This window comes from Blastococcus sp. SYSU D00813 (genome assembly GCF_054050735.1).
In genome coordinates this window covers 23,051-38,240 of sequence record NZ_JBJGZX010000017.1, presented here as the reverse complement: position 1 = coordinate 38,240, position 15,190 = coordinate 23,051, and the positions used below count along the sequence as shown (strand labels likewise).

12 protein-coding genes are annotated in these 15,190 nt (G+C 75.2%); 9 read left to right on the top strand and 3 right to left on the bottom strand.

The window, feature by feature from the left end:
• Positions 1-139 precede the first annotated feature (139 nt).
• Positions 140-1,432 (top strand): hypothetical protein, encoded by a 1,293-nt coding sequence (locus ACI8AX_RS13475; protein ID WP_456550336.1) that lies wholly within the window; start codon positions 140-142, stop codon positions 1,430-1,432.
• A 133-nt stretch (positions 1,433-1,565) separates the two neighbouring features.
• The gene (locus tag ACI8AX_RS13470; RefSeq protein WP_456550335.1) at positions 1,566-2,762 is read left to right on the top strand and encodes a hypothetical protein; all 1,197 of its coding nucleotides are present in this window, start codon (positions 1,566-1,568) and stop codon (positions 2,760-2,762) included.
• A gap of 94 nt (positions 2,763-2,856) precedes the next feature.
• On the opposite strand, the gene ACI8AX_RS13465 is transcribed toward ACI8AX_RS13470, so the two are convergent.
• The gene (locus tag ACI8AX_RS13465) at positions 2,857-4,137 is read right to left on the bottom strand and encodes a DUF222 domain-containing protein (RefSeq protein WP_456550334.1); all 1,281 of its coding nucleotides are present in this window, start codon (positions 4,135-4,137) and stop codon (positions 2,857-2,859) included.
• Between the two features lie 164 nt (positions 4,138-4,301).
• Here ACI8AX_RS13465 and ACI8AX_RS13460 point away from each other — a divergent pair, with 164 nt between their 5' ends.
• The 7 genes from ACI8AX_RS13460 to mptB all read left to right on the top strand — a co-directional run bounded on the left by ACI8AX_RS13460 (position 4,302) and on the right by mptB (position 13,751).
• A complete protein-coding gene (locus ACI8AX_RS13460; RefSeq protein ID WP_456550333.1) occupies positions 4,302-4,478 on the top strand; it encodes a hypothetical protein in 177 nt (58 codons plus the stop codon).
• 91 nt (positions 4,479-4,569) lie between these two features.
• Positions 4,570-5,775, top strand: coding sequence for a glutamate--cysteine ligase (locus ACI8AX_RS13455; protein ID WP_456550332.1), 1,206 nt, complete (start codon positions 4,570-4,572; stop codon positions 5,773-5,775).
• Entirely contained in the window at positions 5,772-7,022 is a 1,251-nt protein-coding gene (locus tag ACI8AX_RS13450; protein WP_456550331.1) for an amidohydrolase, read from the top strand. The genes ACI8AX_RS13455 and ACI8AX_RS13450 overlap by 4 nt, the downstream gene beginning before the upstream one ends.
• Before the next feature lie 54 nt (positions 7,023-7,076).
• Positions 7,077-8,996 (top strand): methylmalonyl-CoA mutase subunit beta, encoded by a 1,920-nt coding sequence (locus tag ACI8AX_RS13445; RefSeq protein WP_456550330.1) that lies wholly within the window; start codon positions 7,077-7,079, stop codon positions 8,994-8,996.
• Positions 8,993-11,212, top strand: a complete 2,220-nt coding sequence (scpA, locus tag ACI8AX_RS13440) for a methylmalonyl-CoA mutase (RefSeq protein WP_456550329.1) — start codon at positions 8,993-8,995, stop codon at positions 11,210-11,212. The genes ACI8AX_RS13445 and scpA overlap by 4 nt, the downstream gene beginning before the upstream one ends.
• Positions 11,209-12,243 carry a methylmalonyl Co-A mutase-associated GTPase MeaB gene (gene meaB, locus ACI8AX_RS13435; protein WP_456550328.1) on the top strand — a complete coding sequence of 345 codons (1,035 nt, stop codon included), beginning with the start codon at positions 11,209-11,211 and terminating at the stop codon, positions 12,241-12,243. The genes scpA and meaB overlap by 4 nt, the downstream gene beginning before the upstream one ends.
• Positions 12,240-13,751: a polyprenol phosphomannose-dependent alpha 1,6 mannosyltransferase MptB gene (gene mptB / locus ACI8AX_RS13430; RefSeq protein ID WP_456550327.1), complete on the top strand. Its 1,512-nt coding sequence runs from the start codon at positions 12,240-12,242 to the stop codon at positions 13,749-13,751. Before meaB ends, mptB begins: the two co-directional genes overlap by 4 nt.
• Here mptB and ACI8AX_RS13425 read toward each other — a convergent pair.
• Positions 13,745-14,458, bottom strand: a complete 714-nt coding sequence (locus tag ACI8AX_RS13425; protein WP_456550326.1) for an SDR family NAD(P)-dependent oxidoreductase — start codon at positions 14,456-14,458, stop codon at positions 13,745-13,747. The two genes, mptB and ACI8AX_RS13425, sit on opposite strands and share 7 nt — an antisense overlap.
• Positions 14,451-15,134: an IspD/TarI family cytidylyltransferase gene (locus ACI8AX_RS13420; RefSeq protein ID WP_456550325.1), complete on the bottom strand. Its 684-nt coding sequence runs from the start codon at positions 15,132-15,134 to the stop codon at positions 14,451-14,453. The genes ACI8AX_RS13425 and ACI8AX_RS13420 overlap by 8 nt, the downstream gene beginning before the upstream one ends.
• Positions 15,135-15,190: the final 56 nt, after the last annotated feature.

Below are 15,190 nucleotides of genomic sequence, written 5' to 3'. Positions count from 1 at the left end.
GGTGGGACGAGCCGTGCTCCGGGGCGGACCGCCGGCTCGTCACCGCCGCGCCGCCCGCTGTTCGCCGCTGCGACGACCTGTCGTCGGCGAGCCTGGCGAGGGTCGTCGCCGATCCCGTTCCCGGACCCCGGAGACCCGCGTGCCCCGTCGCCCCGCCCGTCTGTTCGCCGCCGCCGTCCCCGCCGTGGCGCTCCTCGTCGCCGCCGCCGGAGCCCCCGCCGCGGCCGCGCCGCCCACCCGCACCTTCACGGAGCTGGCCACCTTCGGGGTGGCCGACGCCGGTGGCGAGGTCGCCGAGATCCTCTCGGTCACGCCGGACGGCCGCACCGTGCTCTACACCGACTCGGCGACCGGGGCGGTGGGGTTCGTCGACATCTCGCGGCCCGAGCAGCCACGGCAGGTCGGCGCCCTCGCCACCGGAGGTGAGCCCACCTCGGTGGCGGTCACCCCGGACGGCCGGTTCGCGCTCGTGGTCGTGGACACCAGCCCCTCTCCCTCGGCCCCGAGCGGGGTGCTGCTCGTGGTGGACGTCCGCAGCCGGACCGTGCTGCGCACGCTCGACCTCGGCGGCCAGCCGGACTCGGTCGCGGTCGGCCCGGACGGCCGGTACGCCGCGGTGGCCGTCGAGAACCAGCGCGACGAGGACGTCGTGGTCGGCGGTGCCGAGGGGGGCCTGCCGCAGGCACCGGCCGGCTTCCTCGCCGTCGTGGAGCTGCGCGGCCCGGTCGACCGCTGGTCGGTGGGGCGGGTGGAGCTGACCGGCCTGCCCCAGGTGGCCTTCCCGGACGACCCCGAGCCGGAGTACGTCGACGTCGACCGCTCGAACGTCGCCGCCGTCACGCTGCAGGAGAACAACGCGGTCGTGCTGGTCGACCTGGCGCGGCGCACCGTCGTCCGGTCGTTCTCGGCCGGGACGGTGACCCGGACCGACGCCGACACCGCCGACGACGACGTCGTCGCGTTCGACGACCCGCTGACCGCGCCGCGCGAGCCGGACGCGGTGCAGTGGACGCCGGGCGGGAACCTGGTCACCGCCGACGAGGGGGACCTGGCCGCGGAGCCCAGCGGTGGCCGCGGCTGGACCGTCTTCTCGCCGACGGGGGCGGTGCTGTACTCCTCGGGCGGCTCGGCCGAGCAGGCCCTCGCCGCGGCCGGGCTCTACCCCGACGGCCGCAGCGACGACAAGGGCGCCGAGTTCGAGGGCGCCGAGGTGGCGACGATCCGCGGCACCACCTACGCGTTCATCGGCTCCGAGCGCGGCGACGCGGTGCTCGTGTACCGCTTCACCGACGAGCGGACCCCGCAGCTGCTCCAGGTGCTGCCGACCGGGGAGGCGCCCGAGGGGCTGCTGGCCGTCCCGGACCGCGGGCTGTTCCTCACCAGCAACGAGGACGACGGGTCGATCTCGGTCTTCGGGCTCTCGCGGCCCTGACGTCGCGCGCCGGGCCCGCGCGGGACCGCGGGTCCGGCGCGCGCAGGACGCCCCACGGAGGCCGCGGCAGCACTTAACCTGCGCCGCTCACGGCGGCCGGTCCGGGTCGTCGCGTCCCCTGGAGGTGCACCGCATGTCCCGCGCTCGGCTGCTGCCGGCCCTCGTCCTCGCCGTCCTCGTCGCCGCGGGGTGCGACTCGGGACCCGAGCCGGGGTCGGCGGGCAGCGGGGCCGACGAGACGCCGCCCTTCGACCCGCCCTACCTGTTCGGTCCGCTCGACGACGTCGGCGCCGAGCACCGGGCCGCCGACGTCGGGGGCGCCGGTGCGGAGCTGTTCGACGTCGCGGTGGCCGGCCAGACCGACGCCGTGCTGCTGGTCGGCACCGCCCAGGGGGCCCTGGAGGTGGCCCGGCAGCAGTCCGGCGGCTGGCGCCGCGCGGTCCTGCCGGAGCTGGACGCGGCGGACGGGGACGACTCGGGCGTCGCCGTCGACGAGGACGACGGCACCGCGGTCGTGGTGACCCGGGTCCGGGACGGGCTCGTCGTGAGCACCGTGACGTCGACCGGCACCGTCAGGACCGCCGAGGTCACCGACTCGGCGCTGGCCGGGTCCGGGCCGGCGGTGTGGGGGACGACGCCGGACGGCGCGACGGTGTACGCCGCCGTGTCGGACGACGACGGCGCCTGGACGCTCGTGTCCGTCGGCGTCGAGGCGGGCGAGGTCGAGGACCGGCGACCGCTGGAAGCGCCCTCCCCGTCCGGCCTCCGGGTGACGGGTGTGGCCGCGGACGACGAGCGGGTCGTCGTCGTGGCCGACGTCGACACCGACGCGGCGGGGACCGCGCACACCTCCGTCCTGCGGCGCTTCGCGACCGACCTCGAGCCGCGGGACGAGGTCGCGCTCTCCGCGGGGCCCTCCGACGCCGGCCCGGTCGTGCTCGACGCCGGCGGTACCGCGTACGTCCCCGTCGTCGAGGGCGGTGTCACCGGACCGGCGCCGGCGCTCCTGCTGATGCGGGTGCACGACTTCGGCACCGAGCCGGGAGAGGAGGCGCGGTTTCCCGGCCAGACGTACGTGCGCTCCGTGTCGACCGACCCGGCCGGCGAGTACGTCTACCTGGGCGGGCTGGTGAACGGCGCCTCGACCACCGCGTTGACCGTGACCGCGGTGCACGTCGGCAGCCACGACGAGCCCGTGGTGGTGCCCCTGTGCCCCGACGGGCTCTTCCGCGGCGCCGCGGTCGCCGCGGGGGCCGTCGTCCTCGTGGCGATCGGTGAGTGCGACACCAGCGCCGGTGACCCGGAGTGGCGCGCCTGGACGATCAACTGAACCGCCGGGGGGCCCACGGCCGCACGCCGCCTGCCCCCGCGGACGGTGTCCGTGGGGGTGGACGGCGCGTTCCTGGTCGTCGTGCGCCGACGGGTCAGACGGGGACGAGCAGGTCGCCGCGGTCGAGGTCGACGTCCGGAGCGGAGGAGTCGTCCCGGCCGGGCTGGTCCTCGTCGTCGCCGAGGAGGTGGTCCCGGGTCAGGACGATCTCGGTGCCGTCGGGGCGGTAGGTGTGCCAGACGCCGTCGGCGTCGCGTTCGACGGTGTAGCCGTGGTGGACCTTGCCGTGGTGCCGTTCGCACAGCAGGCCGAGGTTCTCGAGCTCGGTCTGGCCGCCGAAGGCCCAGTGGATGCGGTGGTGGGCCTCGCACCACCAGGGCGGGGCGTCGCAGCCGGCGAACACGCACCCCTTGTCCCGCAGGTCCAGCAGGTGCCGCAGCGCCGCTGGCACGATCCGCACCTCCCGGCCCCGCTCCAGCGGCTCCCCGTCGGGGCCCATCACGATCCGGGCGACGGTGGAGTCGCACGCCAGCCAGCGGGCGCGGGCGGCGGAGATCGTGGCGCCGAACCCCAGCTCCGCCGCGGTCTTCCCCGGCGCGGGGTCGACCAGGTCGTCGAGGTCGAGCACGGCGGCGATGCCGGGCTTGCGGGTGCGCTGGATCGGCACCGCCCCGGCGGCGAGGGTGAGATCGGCCCACTGCACCAGCGCGTCCCCGCGCACCTGCGCGGGGCCGCGAACGTCGCCGGCGGTGCGGGAGGCCGCGGCCATCGGCTCGAGCACGGCTCTGACCTTCTCCCCACCGACGGGGTCCAGCTGGGCGATCAGGGTGACGGTGTGGTCGGCGTGGGTGACCATCTGCAGGCTGCGCTGCGTCTCCGGTTCCGGTTCGGGCCCGTCGGGGTCCAGCCGGGCCAGGTAGTCGGCGACCGCCCCTGCCAGCTGCTGGAAGGTCTGGGACACGGCGATCGTCGCGAGCGCCGCCTCCACCTCCCCCGCATCGATGCCCTGCGCGGCGGCCAGCGCCGCCGGCCGGGGCGCGACCACCTTGCTGATCTCGGTGACGTGCTCGGCCCCGATCGCTCCGGCCGCGAAGGCGGCCGCGGTGGCCGGCAGCAGGGCCAGCGCCCGCCCGCGGTGCACCAACCCGGCTGCGGCGTTGCCCTTGAGCCCGGCGTGGGTGCGCAGCCACGCGGCCATCGTCTTCAGCCCGTCGTGCTCGCACGCCGACCGCGCGTCGGCGGCCCGCACCACGGCGGCCAGCCGGGCGGCGGCCCGGCTCTGCTCGGCCACTGCCGCAGCAACCTCGGCCAGCAACTCCCCGTCGGACAACACGTGCAGGTCGACGTCCCCCGCCGACCGCTCACTCGAACACATGTACGGAGTCTAGCCGTCCCGACGGGTCGGCGCAGGACGAATCCCCAGTTCAGCAGCCTGTCCACAGATGTGGCCGTCAGCTTGACGGGACGGTCGCCGGCGGGTCGATTCGCTAGGGTCCGTCGGCTCTGGAGCCTGCTGAGCCGGCTGCCTACCGTCGCCGCATGACCGGGAAGCGCCTGCGGTGCCGGTTGGGGTTCCACGCGTACGTGACGCGGCACCCGGACTCCGAACGACTGCAGGAGCCGGACGCCAAGGTCTGCCGGCTCTGCGGGAAGCGCAGCGACCTCTCGTTCAAGAACCTGCCCGGGGCCATGGGTGGCGGCGGGCCGGGGGTCTGACGGCGCAGCCGCACGTCCGTACAGCGCCCGACCGGAGGACAGCGCGCCCGCTCAGGCGGTGGAGCGGCGTGATCGTTCCTACGATCGGAGGGTGCAGATCCCCTTCAACTCCTCCGAGCGGGCCAGCCTCGGTGTCGAGTGGGAGCTCATGCTGGTCGACCGGCAGACGCGTGAGCTCAGCGCGGGCGCGATCGAGATCCTCGGTGAGCTGACGCCCGAGGGCGAGAAGGAACCCGCCAAGGCCAAGCACGAGCTGCTCCAGTCGACCGTCGAGGTCATCACCGGGGTCTGCACGACCGTCGCCGAGGCGAAGGCCGACCTCGCCGGCACCGTCGCGGAGGTCGCCGCCGCCGCCGACCGGCGCGGGCTGGACCTGATGTGCGCGGGCACCCACCCGTTCACCGACTGGCAGACGCAGCTGATCTCGCCGAAGGAGCGCTACCTCGAGCTGGTCGAGAAGATGCAGTGGCTGGCGCGCCGGCTGCAGATCTTCGGCGTCCACGTGCACGTCGGCGTCCGCGCGCCGGAGAAGGCGATGCCGATCGTCAACGCGCTCACCCAGTACGTGCCGCACTTCCTGGCGCTGTCGGCGTCCTCGCCGTACTGGGTCGGCTGCGACACCGGGCTCGCCTCGGCGCGCAGCAAGGTCTTCGAGGCGATGCCGACCGCGGGCCTGCCCTACCAGCTCTCCGGGTGGCCGGAGTTCGAGTCGTACATGCAGACCCTGATCTCGACCGCCGCCATCGAGACCGTGCGCGAGGTGTGGTGGGACATCCGCCCGCACCCGGACTTCGGCACCGTGGAGCTGCGGATCTGCGACGGCCTGCCCACCCTCGACGAGATCGGTGTCGTCGCCGCGCTGTCCCAGTGCCTGGTCGAGCAGCTCGACACCCAGCTCGACCGCGGCTACACGCTGCCCACGCCGCCGAGCTGGGTGCTCCGGGAGAACAAGTGGCGGGCGGCCCGCCACGGGCTGGACGCCGACATCGTGGTCGACGAGAAGGGCACCGTCCGGCCGGTGCGCCAGGCGCTGCTCGACCTCGCCGAGGAGCTGGAGCCCACCGCCCGCCGGCTCGACTGCGCCGACCAGCTCGCCGACATCGAGCGGGTGCTGGCCGCCGGCGCCTCCTACCAGCGGCAGCGCGCCGTGGCGGCCGCGCACGGCGGCGACCTGCGGGCGGTCGTCGACGCGCTCGTGGCCGAGCGGCGCGAGGGCCTCGGCGCCACCCCGCCCGACGCAGATCGGCCCGACCGGCCCGCCGGCGGCCCCTCCTGCGGCCCGGGGTCCACGGCATGACGTCGGTCGCCGACGAGCTCGGCGCGGCGGTCGACCGGTGGACGACGGAGCGGGAGCAGCGGCTCGTCGCCGTCCGCCGGCACCTGCACGCCCACCCGGAGCTGGCCTACGCGGAGTACGAGACCACCTCCTTCCTCGAGCAGAAGCTGCGCGACGCCGGCCTGGCGCCCAAGAGGCTGCCCAGCGGCACCGGCCTGGTGGTCGAGGTCGGTTCCGGGGAGGGGCCGGTCGTCGTCGTCCGCGGCGACATCGACGCGCTGCCGCTGCCCGACCTCAAGGACGTCCCCTACGCCTCCACCCGCGAGGGCATGTGCCACGCGTGCGGACACGACGTGCACACGACCGTCGTCCTCGGGGTGGCGCTGGCCCTCGCGGCGCTGGACGACCTGCCCGGCACCGTGCGCTGCGTGTTCCAGCCGGCCGAGGAGACCGTGCCCGGCGGCGCGACCGAGGTGGTGGCCGCCGGCGTCCTCGACGGCGCCTCCCGCGCCTTCGCCCTGCACTGCGACCCGTCGATCCCCGCCGGGGCGGTGGGGTTGCGCACCGGCGCGATCACCGCCGCCTGCGACCGGATGGACGTCGTCCTCACCGGCCCGGGCGGGCACACCGCGCGGCCGCAGATGACCGTCGACCTCGTCGACGCCCTCGGCCGGCTGATCACCGACCTGCCCGGTCTGCTGTCCCGCCAGGTCGACCCGCGGGCGGGCATGTCGGTCGTGTGGGGCGCGGTCAACGCCGGGGTCGCCGCCAACGCCATCCCGCAGCGTGGCCAGCTGCGCGGCACCGTCCGGGTGCTCGACCGCGAGGCCTGGCAGTCGGCCGAGGAGCTGCTGCGGGGCCTGGTCGAGCGGGTCGCCGCGACCACCGGCGCCGGCGTCGAGGTCGACTACGTGCGCGGCGTGCCGCCCGTGGTCAACGACCCCCGTGCGGTGGCCCTGCTGCGGTCGGCGGCGATCGACACGGTCGGCGCCGACGGCGTCCGGCTGTCGCCGCAGAGCATGGGCGGGGAGGACTTCGGCTGGTTCGCCGACGTCCTGCCGATCGCGCTCGCCCGGCTCGGCACGCACGGCGGCGGCCCGCCGCTGGACCTGCACCGCGGCACCTTCGACGTGGACGAGCGGGCCATCGGCGTGGGGGTCCGCCTGCTCGCCCGCACCGCGCTGCACGCCCTCGTGGCCGACCGCGGCACCCCGTCGGAGGGGCGTTCCCCGGCACCCGGGCGCCCGGCGCCGCGCGAGCGCCGGTAGAACGTTCCCAGCGCACCGCCTCCCCGGAGGCCCGGACAGCACCGGAGCCCGTCGATGAGTTCCCCCGCACAGCCGGCCCCGGCCGACGCCACCACGGTCGACGACCAGGTCCCGGCCGAGCACGAGGTCCCCGACGACCTCGTCCTGGCCGGCGAGTTCCCCGCCGCCACCCGCGAGCAGTGGCGCGAGCTCGTGGCCGGCGTGCTGCGCAAGGCCGGCCGGGAGGACCTGCCCGAGCACGCCGAGGACGCCCTGCGCCGCACCGTCGCCACCGGCGTCGACGTGGCCCCGCTCTACACCGCCGAGGACGCCGGCGACCTGCCCACGGCGGTCGGCGTCCCCGGCATCCCGCCGTTCGTGCGCGGCGCCCGCGCCGGCGCGGCGGGGGAGACCGCCGCCGGCGGCGCCGACAGCGACGTGCCCGGCGGGTGGGACGTCCGCCAGCGGCACGCCGACCCCGACGTGGCCGTCACCCGCGAGGCGATCGCCGCCGACCTGGAGAACGGCGTCTCCTCGCTGTGGCTCGTGCTCGGCGAGGGCGCGGTCTCGGTCGGCTCGCTCGGGGACGTGCTCGCCGACGTCTACCTCGACCTCGCGCCGGTCACCGTGCAGGGTGGCCCGGCCGCCGCCGGCGCCTTCCTCGCCCTCGTCGAGGGCCGGGACGACCTCGCGCCCGGCGGCTGCCTCGGCCTGGACCCGATCGGGGTGCAGGCGGCGACGGGGGAGGGCCAGGACCTCTCCGAGCTCGCCGACGTCGCCCGCCGTGCGATGGCCCTCCCGGGCCTGCGCGCGGTCGTCGTCGACGCCACCGTCTTCCACGACGCGGGGGCCACCGCCGTCGAGGAGCTGGGCTGCTCGCTGGCCGCGGGCGTCGCCTACCTGCGCGAGCTGACCGGCGGGGGCCTGTCGGTCGACGAGGCGTTCGGCCAGCTCGAGTTCCGCTACGCGGCGACCGCCGACCAGTTCACGACCATCGCCGCGCTGCGCGCCGCCCGCCGGCTGTGGGACCGCGTCGGCGAGCTGTCCGGCGCCTCGCCCGAGGCCCGCGCGCAGCGCCAGCACGCGGTCACCTCCTCGGTGATGACCACCCGCCGCGACCCGTGGGTCAACATGCTGCGGACGACGGTCGCCTGCTTCGCCGCCGGCGTGGGCGGTGCCGACGTCGTCACCGTGCAGCCCTTCGACGCCGCCCTCGGCCTGCCCGACGCCTTCTCCCGGCGGATCGCCCGCAACACCCAGAGCCTGCTCGTCGAGGAGGGGTCGCTGGCCCGCGTCCTCGATCCCGCCGGCGGGTCCTGGTACGTCGAGTCGCTCACCGAGCAGCTCGCGCAGGCCGCGTGGGCCTGGTTCACCGAGATCGAGCGGGCCGGCGGCATCTGCGCCGCGCTGGAGAGCGGGCTGGTCCGGGACCGGATCGGCGCGGCGTGGGCGGAGCGCGCGAAGCGGCTGGCCAGGCGCTCCGACGCCGTCACCGGCGTCAGCGAGTTCCCCAACCTCGCCGAGAAGCTGCCGCAGCGGGCACCTGCCGCGGAGGTGCTGCCGGCCGGGCCGGGCGGCCTGCCCCGGGTGCGGGCCGCGCAGGAGTTCGAGCAGCTGCGCGACCGCGCCGACGCCGCCCCGAGCCGGCCGCGCGTCTACCTGGCCACCATCGGCCCGGAGGCGAGGCACACCGCCCGCGCCTCGTTCGCCGCGAACCTCTTCCAGGCCGGCGGCCTGGAGACCCCCGCCGCCGACGGCGCGAGCGGCCTGGCCGAGGCAGGGACGACGGTGGCGTGCATCTGCGGCACCGACAGGGACTACGCCGAGTCCGCCGCGGCGCTGGCCGCCGACCTGCGTGCCGCCGGCGCCACCTCGGTGTGGCTGGCCGGCAAGCCGTCGCTGGCGGTGGACGGCGTCGACGGGTACGTGTACGCCGGGTGCGACGCGCTCGAGGTCCTGCGCGCCGCCCACGAGCAGCTGGGAGTGTCGGCATGACCACCATCCCCGACTTCGGCTCCGCGGAGCTCGGCCGCCCGGCGGCCAGCGGTTCGGCGGGGGCCTCGCCGGACGACTGGGCCAAGCGGTACGAGGAGGCCACCGGGCGCAGCGTCGCCGAGGCCACCTGGCACACCCCCGAGGGCATCGACGTCCCGCCGCTGCTCACCCCCGCCGACCTGGCCGGGGTCGACTTCCTCTCGACCTTCCCGGGGCTGCCGCCGTTCCTGCGCGGGCCCTACCCGACCATGTACACGACCCAGCCGTGGACGATCCGCCAGTACGCGGGCTTCTCCACCGCCGCGGCGTCGAACGCGTTCTACCGGCGCAACCTCGCCGCCGGCCAGAAGGGCTTGTCGGTCGCCTTCGACCTGGCCACCCACCGCGGCTACGACTCCGACCACCCGCGGGTGCGGGGCGACGTCGGCATGGCCGGCGTCGCGATCGACTCGATCCTGGACATGCGGCAGCTGTTCGACGGCATCCCGCTGGACCGGATGAGCGTCTCGATGACCATGAACGGCGCGGTGCTGCCGGTGCTGGCGCTCTACGTCGTCGCCGCCGAGGAGCAGGGGGTGGCCCCGGAGCAACTGGCCGGGACCATCCAGAACGACATCCTCAAGGAGTTCATGGTCCGCAACACCTACATCTACCCGCCCGGGCCCTCGCTGCAGATCATCAGCGACATCTTCGCGTTCACCGCGCAACGGATGCCGCGGTTCAACTCCATCTCGATCTCCGGCTACCACATCCAGGAGGCGGGGGCGACCGCCGACCTGGAGCTGGCGTACACGCTGGCCGACGGCGTCGAGTACCTGAAGGCCGGTCAGGCCGCCGGGATGGACGTCGACACCTTCGCCCCGCGGCTGAGCTTCTTCTGGGCGATCGGCATGAACTTCTTCATGGAGGTCGCCAAGATGCGGGCGGGGCGCCTGCTGTGGGCCAAGCTCGTGAAGGAGGCCGGTGGCACCAACCCGAAGTCGCAGTCGCTGCGCACCCACTCGCAGACCTCGGGCTGGTCGCTGACCGCCCAGGACGTCTACAACAACGTCGTCCGCACCTGCCTGGAGGCCATGGCCGCCACCCAGGGGCACACCCAGTCGCTGCACACCAACGCCCTCGACGAGGCGCTGGCGCTGCCCACGGACTTCTCCGCCCGCATCGCCCGCAACACCCAGCTGGTGCTGCAGCAGGAGTCGGGCACCACCCGGGTCGCCGACCCGTGGGGCGGCTCGGCGTACGTGGAGAAGCTGACCTACGACCTGGCCCGCCGCGCCTGGGCGCACATCCAGGAGGTCGCCGAGCACGGCGGCATGGCCCGCGCGATCGACGACGGCATCCCGAAGATGCGCATCGAGGAGGCCGCCGCCCGCACCCAGGCGCGGATCGACTCCGGCCGCCAGCCGGTCATCGGCGTGAACAAGTACCGGGTGGACGCCGACGAGGCGATCGAGGTGCTGCGGGTCGACAACGCCCAGGTGCTGGCCGAGCAGACCGCCAAGCTCGAGCAGCTGCGCGCCGACCGCGACGAGGCCGCCACCCGCGAGGCGCTGTCCCGGCTGACCGATGCCGCTCGCGCCGCCGCCGAGGGCCGCCGGGGCAACGACCTGGACGCCAACCTGCTCAAGCTGTCCATCGACGCCGCCCGGGCCAAGGCCACGGTGGGGGAGATCTCCGACGCCCTGGAGGCCGTCTACGGGCGGCACCAGGCGCAGATCCGCACCATCTCCGGTGTGTACCGCGACGAGGCAGGAGCATCCGGGCCGGTGGAGGAGACCCGCCGGATGGCCGAGGCGTTCGAGGAGGCCGAGGGCCGCCGGCCCCGCATCCTCGTCGCCAAGATGGGCCAGGACGGCCACGACCGCGGCCAGAAGGTCATCGCGACCGCCTTCGCCGACCTCGGCTTCGACGTGGACGTGGGCCCGCTGTTCTCGACGCCCGAGGAGGTCGCCCGCCAGGCCGTGGAGGCCGACGTGCACGTCGTCGGCGTCTCGTCGCTGGCCGCCGGCCACCTCACCCTGGTGCCCGCGCTCAAGGACGCGCTGGCCGAGCTCGGCGCCGACGACGTCGTCATCGTGGTCGGCGGGGTCATCCCGCCCGACGACGTGCCGACGCTGAAGGAGATGGGCGCGGCCGAGGTGTTCCTGCCGGGCACGGTCATCGCCGAGGCCGCCCAGGGGCTGCTGCGGACGCTGTCCGCCCGTCTCGGGCATTGAGCGGGGCCACCGACGTCCCGGCGCTCGTCGAGGGGGTCCTCGCCGGCGACCGCCGGTCGATGGCGCGCGCCATCACCCTGGTCGAGTCGCGGCGGGCCGACCACCGCGAGCGCGCCCAGGAGCTGCTGACCGAGCTGCTGCCGCACGCCGGCGGCGCCCGGCGGGTGGGCATCAGCGGCGTCCCCGGCGTCGGCAAGTCCACCTTCATCGACCAGCTCGGGGTGACCCTCACCGGCGCCGGCTCCAAGGTGGCGGTGCTCGCCGTCGACCCGTCCTCGGCACGTTCGGGCGGGTCGATCCTGGGGGACAAGACGCGCATGCAGCGCCTCTCGGTCGACCCGGACGCCTTCGTGCGGCCCTCGCCCACCGCGGGCACCCTCGGCGGGGTGGCCCAGGCGACCCGCGAGTCGATGGTGGTGGTCGAGGCCGCCGGCTACGACGTCGTCCTGGTCGAGACCGTGGGCGTGGGCCAGTCCGAGGTGACCGTCGCCGAGATGGTCGACTCGTTCCTCTTCCTGACGCTGGCCCGCACCGGCGACCAGCTGCAGGGCATCAAGCGCGGCATCCTCGAGATCGCCGACGTGATCGCGGTGAACAAGGCCGACGGCCCCGGCGCCGCCGACGCCCGCAAGGCCGCCCGCGAGCTCGCCGGCGCGATCCGCATGCTGCGCGGGCACTCGGAGGACTGGGACGTGCCGGTCATGACCTGCGCCGGGCTCACCGGCGAGGGCCTGGACCAGGTCTGGGCCAAGCTCGTCGAGCACCAGGACCGGGCGAGGGCCTCCGGCGCGTTCGACGAGCGCCGCCGCACGCAGCAGGTGCGCTGGACCTGGCAGCTGGTGCGCAGCGGCCTGGAGCACCGGCTGCGCGCCCACCCCCACGTCCGGTCGCGCGCGCCGGAGCTGGAGCGGGCGGTGCTGGCCGGCGAGCTCACCCCGGCGAGCGCGGCCCGGGAGCTGCTCGACCTGTTCCTCGCCGACCCCGTCCGCGGGGCCGACGCCACCGACCCCACGCCCACGCCCGCTCCGTGACGGCCCCGGCCGGCGACGCCCCGCTCGCCGCCGTCCCGCCGCAGCCGCCGGTCCTCGTCCGGGTCACCGCCCGCCGCCCCCGGCCGCGCTGGGCGCTGACCCTGGCCGCCCTGCTGGGGACGGCGGCCACCACGTACCTGGCGGTCGCCGGCAGCGCGCTGTGGCGGACCGGTCAGACCGACGACCTGTGGTTCTACGACCCGGGTCCGCTCGCACCGCCGGAGCAGGAGGTGGCCACGGCGGTCACGCTCAACGCGGTGGCGCTGGGAGGGCTGGGCCTCGCCTGGCTGCTGCTGGCCCGCGCGGTGCGCCGCGGCGCGCGTCCCCGGGCGGTCCTCGCCGTGGCGGCGCTGTGGGCGCTGCCGCTGCTGGCCGGCCCGCCGCTGTTCAGCCCCGACGTCTACTCGTACGCGGCGATCGGGGCGAGCGTCCACGAGGGCCTCGACCCGTTCGTCGACGGGCCGGGCGAGGCCGACGGCGTCGACGCGACACGTGGCGTCGAGCCCTTCTGGCAGGAGACGCCCACGCCCTACAGCCCGCCGTTCGTCGCGCTGCTCGCCGGCCTGTCGGCGCTGGTGGACGGCGACCTCGTCGGGTTCCTCGTCGCCTTCCGGGTGCTCACCGTGCTGGCCTGGGGCCTGCTGGCCGTCCTCGTGCTGCGGGTGGCGCGCCGCTGCGGCGCCGACCCCTCGCGCGCGGTGTGGCTGACCGTCGCCAACCCGCTGCTCCTGCTGCACGCCGTCTCCGGCCTGCACAGCGACGCGCTCATGACCGCCCTCGCCGTGGCGGGGATCGCCGCCGGGCTGGCCCGCCGCCCGCACGTCGCGGTCCTGCTGCTGGCGGCCGCGGCGTGCGTCAAGGTCACCGCCCTGGCGCTCGTCCCGGTCGTCGCGGTGCACGCCGCGTGGGGGACGGCGTCGCGCGGAGCGCGGCTGCGGGTGCTGGCCACCACCTCGGCGCTGGGCGTCGGCGCCTTCGCGCTGGCCGTCCAGGTGTCGGGCTGGGGATGGCGGTGGCTGGAGAACCTCGACGTCCCGGGCAAGGCGGTGGAGCCGCTGTCGCCGCCGACCGCGCTGGCCGTCCTCCTGGACGCCGACGACCCGCCGCTGGACCTCGTGCGGGGGATCGGCCTGGCCCTGGGCGTGCTGCTGTGCCTGTGGCTGCTCACCCGCGTGCCGCGGTGGGGCCTGCTGCCTGTGGCGGCAGGGGTCTCGCTGGCGGCGGTCCTCTCCAGCGCGTCGGTGTGGCCCTGGTACCTGACGCTGCCCACCGCCCTGCTCGCGCTGACGCAGCGGCGCGGGCACGGGTGGCTCGTCGCCGGCTGGTCGCTGGCCGGCGTGTTCCTCACCATGCCCGGAGGGCGGTCGACGCTGACGTTCGCCGACCGGCCGTGGCCCGACGCCGCCGTCCTCGTCGTCCTCGTCGGGGTCTGCGGGGCGTCGGCGGTGTGGCGGTCACGCGCCCGGAGTACGGCCGACTCCGTGCCCGGCGGTGCGCCGAGCTACTGACGGACGACGAGGTTGGTGCTGTCCACGAACCGGCCGACGTCACTGGCGAGCATCTCGATGACCGCGGCCACGTGCTCGGGCTGCATGATCGTCGTCGGGTCCTCGTCCGGTGCGAGGGTGCGGCGCAGGTCGGTGGCGGTGCGGCCGGGCGAGATGCACACCACGCGGGTGCCGTAGATGGCGAGCTCCTCCCGCATGACCTCGCTCATGTTGATCACCGCGGCCTTCGATGCCGAGTAGGTCAGCCAGCCGGACCGACCGTTGATCCCCGCGGTCGAGGCGATGTTGACCACCAGCTCGAACTTGTTGCCGGCGTGCAGCAGACCCTGCACCACGGTGAACGGGGCGTAGAGGTTGACCGCGATCGTCCGCTCGAAGTCCTCGAAGTCGATCTGGTGGATGGGCACCGGCTTGGTGTAGCCGGCGTTGTTGACCAGGACGTCGATGTTGCCGTGCGTGGCGTACACCCGGTCCACGAGCTCGAGGATCCCGTCGCGGTCGGCCAGGTCGAGCTCGTAGGGCGTCACCCGGACCGACCCGGCGCGGACCTCCTCGAGGTGGCTGACGGCCTCGTCGAACGCCGCCGACGCGCGGGCGACCACCACGACCTCGCCGACGTCGTCTCGACGGGCGAAGCGCTCCGCCGTCGCCAGGCCGATGCCCTTGCTGCCGCCGGTCACCAGCACCGAGCGGCGGCGGTCACTCATCGTCGGTCGTCCCGTGCAGCAGCGACACGGCCAGGTGTATGTCGGTCGGCGTCGTCACCTTGATGTTCGTGTCGGACCCGTCGATGAAGTGCACCGGCGCGCCCGCCACCGCCACCAGGGTCGCGTCCTCGGTGAAGTGGGCGTCGTGGGCCCTCGCGTGGTCGTGACCGCGGCGCAGGTCGGCCAGGGCGAACTTCTGCGGCAGCTGGACGTTGCGGAGGCGGTCCCGCTCCAGATATCCGGTCACGGTGCTCGTCTCCGGGTCGACCGGCGCCACGGTGAACGGGATCGGGATCATGTAGCTCACGTTGCGCTCCGGGGACCGGATCAGCCGGGTGAAGTCCGCGGCACGCACCAGTGGCCGGGCGGCCTCGTGGATGACGACGTCCTCGTTGGCCGCGGCGTCCAGCGCCCGGGCGACGGACTCCTGCCGGGTCTCCCCGGCGGGGACGTAGTCGACCCGCGTCTTGATGGCGTAGTCGTGGACGATCCCCCGCACCTCGTCCTCCCAGCCGTCCGGGTAGTTCAGGACGATCTGGTCGATCTCCTCGACCGCGTCCGCGGCCACCAGCGAGTAGACGAGGATCGGGATCCCGTTCACCTTGAGGAACTGCTTCGGCTGGGGGGCGCCCATGCGCCGGCCGCTGCCCCCGTTGAGCAGCACGAGTGTGTACACGTCAGGTCCCTCGAGTCGGTGGACGCACGGTGCCCGGTGGACGTCAGGCCCGCGCC

Coding starts and splice junctions, on each gene's coding strand:
- scpA (WP_456550329.1), top strand. CDS start 8,993: ATGACCACCATCCCCGACTTCGGCTCCGCGGAGCTCGGCCGCCCGGCG.
- ACI8AX_RS13470 (WP_456550335.1), top strand. CDS start 1,566: ATGTCCCGCGCTCGGCTGCTGCCGGCCCTCGTCCTCGCCGTCCTCGTC.
- ACI8AX_RS13465 (WP_456550334.1), bottom strand. CDS start 4,137: ATGTGTTCGAGTGAGCGGTCGGCGGGGGACGTCGACCTGCACGTGTTG.
- ACI8AX_RS13425 (WP_456550326.1), bottom strand. CDS start 14,458: ATGAGTGACCGCCGCCGCTCGGTGCTGGTGACCGGCGGCAGCAAGGGC.
- ACI8AX_RS13450 (WP_456550331.1), top strand. CDS start 5,772: ATGACGTCGGTCGCCGACGAGCTCGGCGCGGCGGTCGACCGGTGGACG.
- ACI8AX_RS13460 (WP_456550333.1), top strand. CDS start 4,302: ATGACCGGGAAGCGCCTGCGGTGCCGGTTGGGGTTCCACGCGTACGTG.
- ACI8AX_RS13445 (WP_456550330.1), top strand. CDS start 7,077: ATGAGTTCCCCCGCACAGCCGGCCCCGGCCGACGCCACCACGGTCGAC.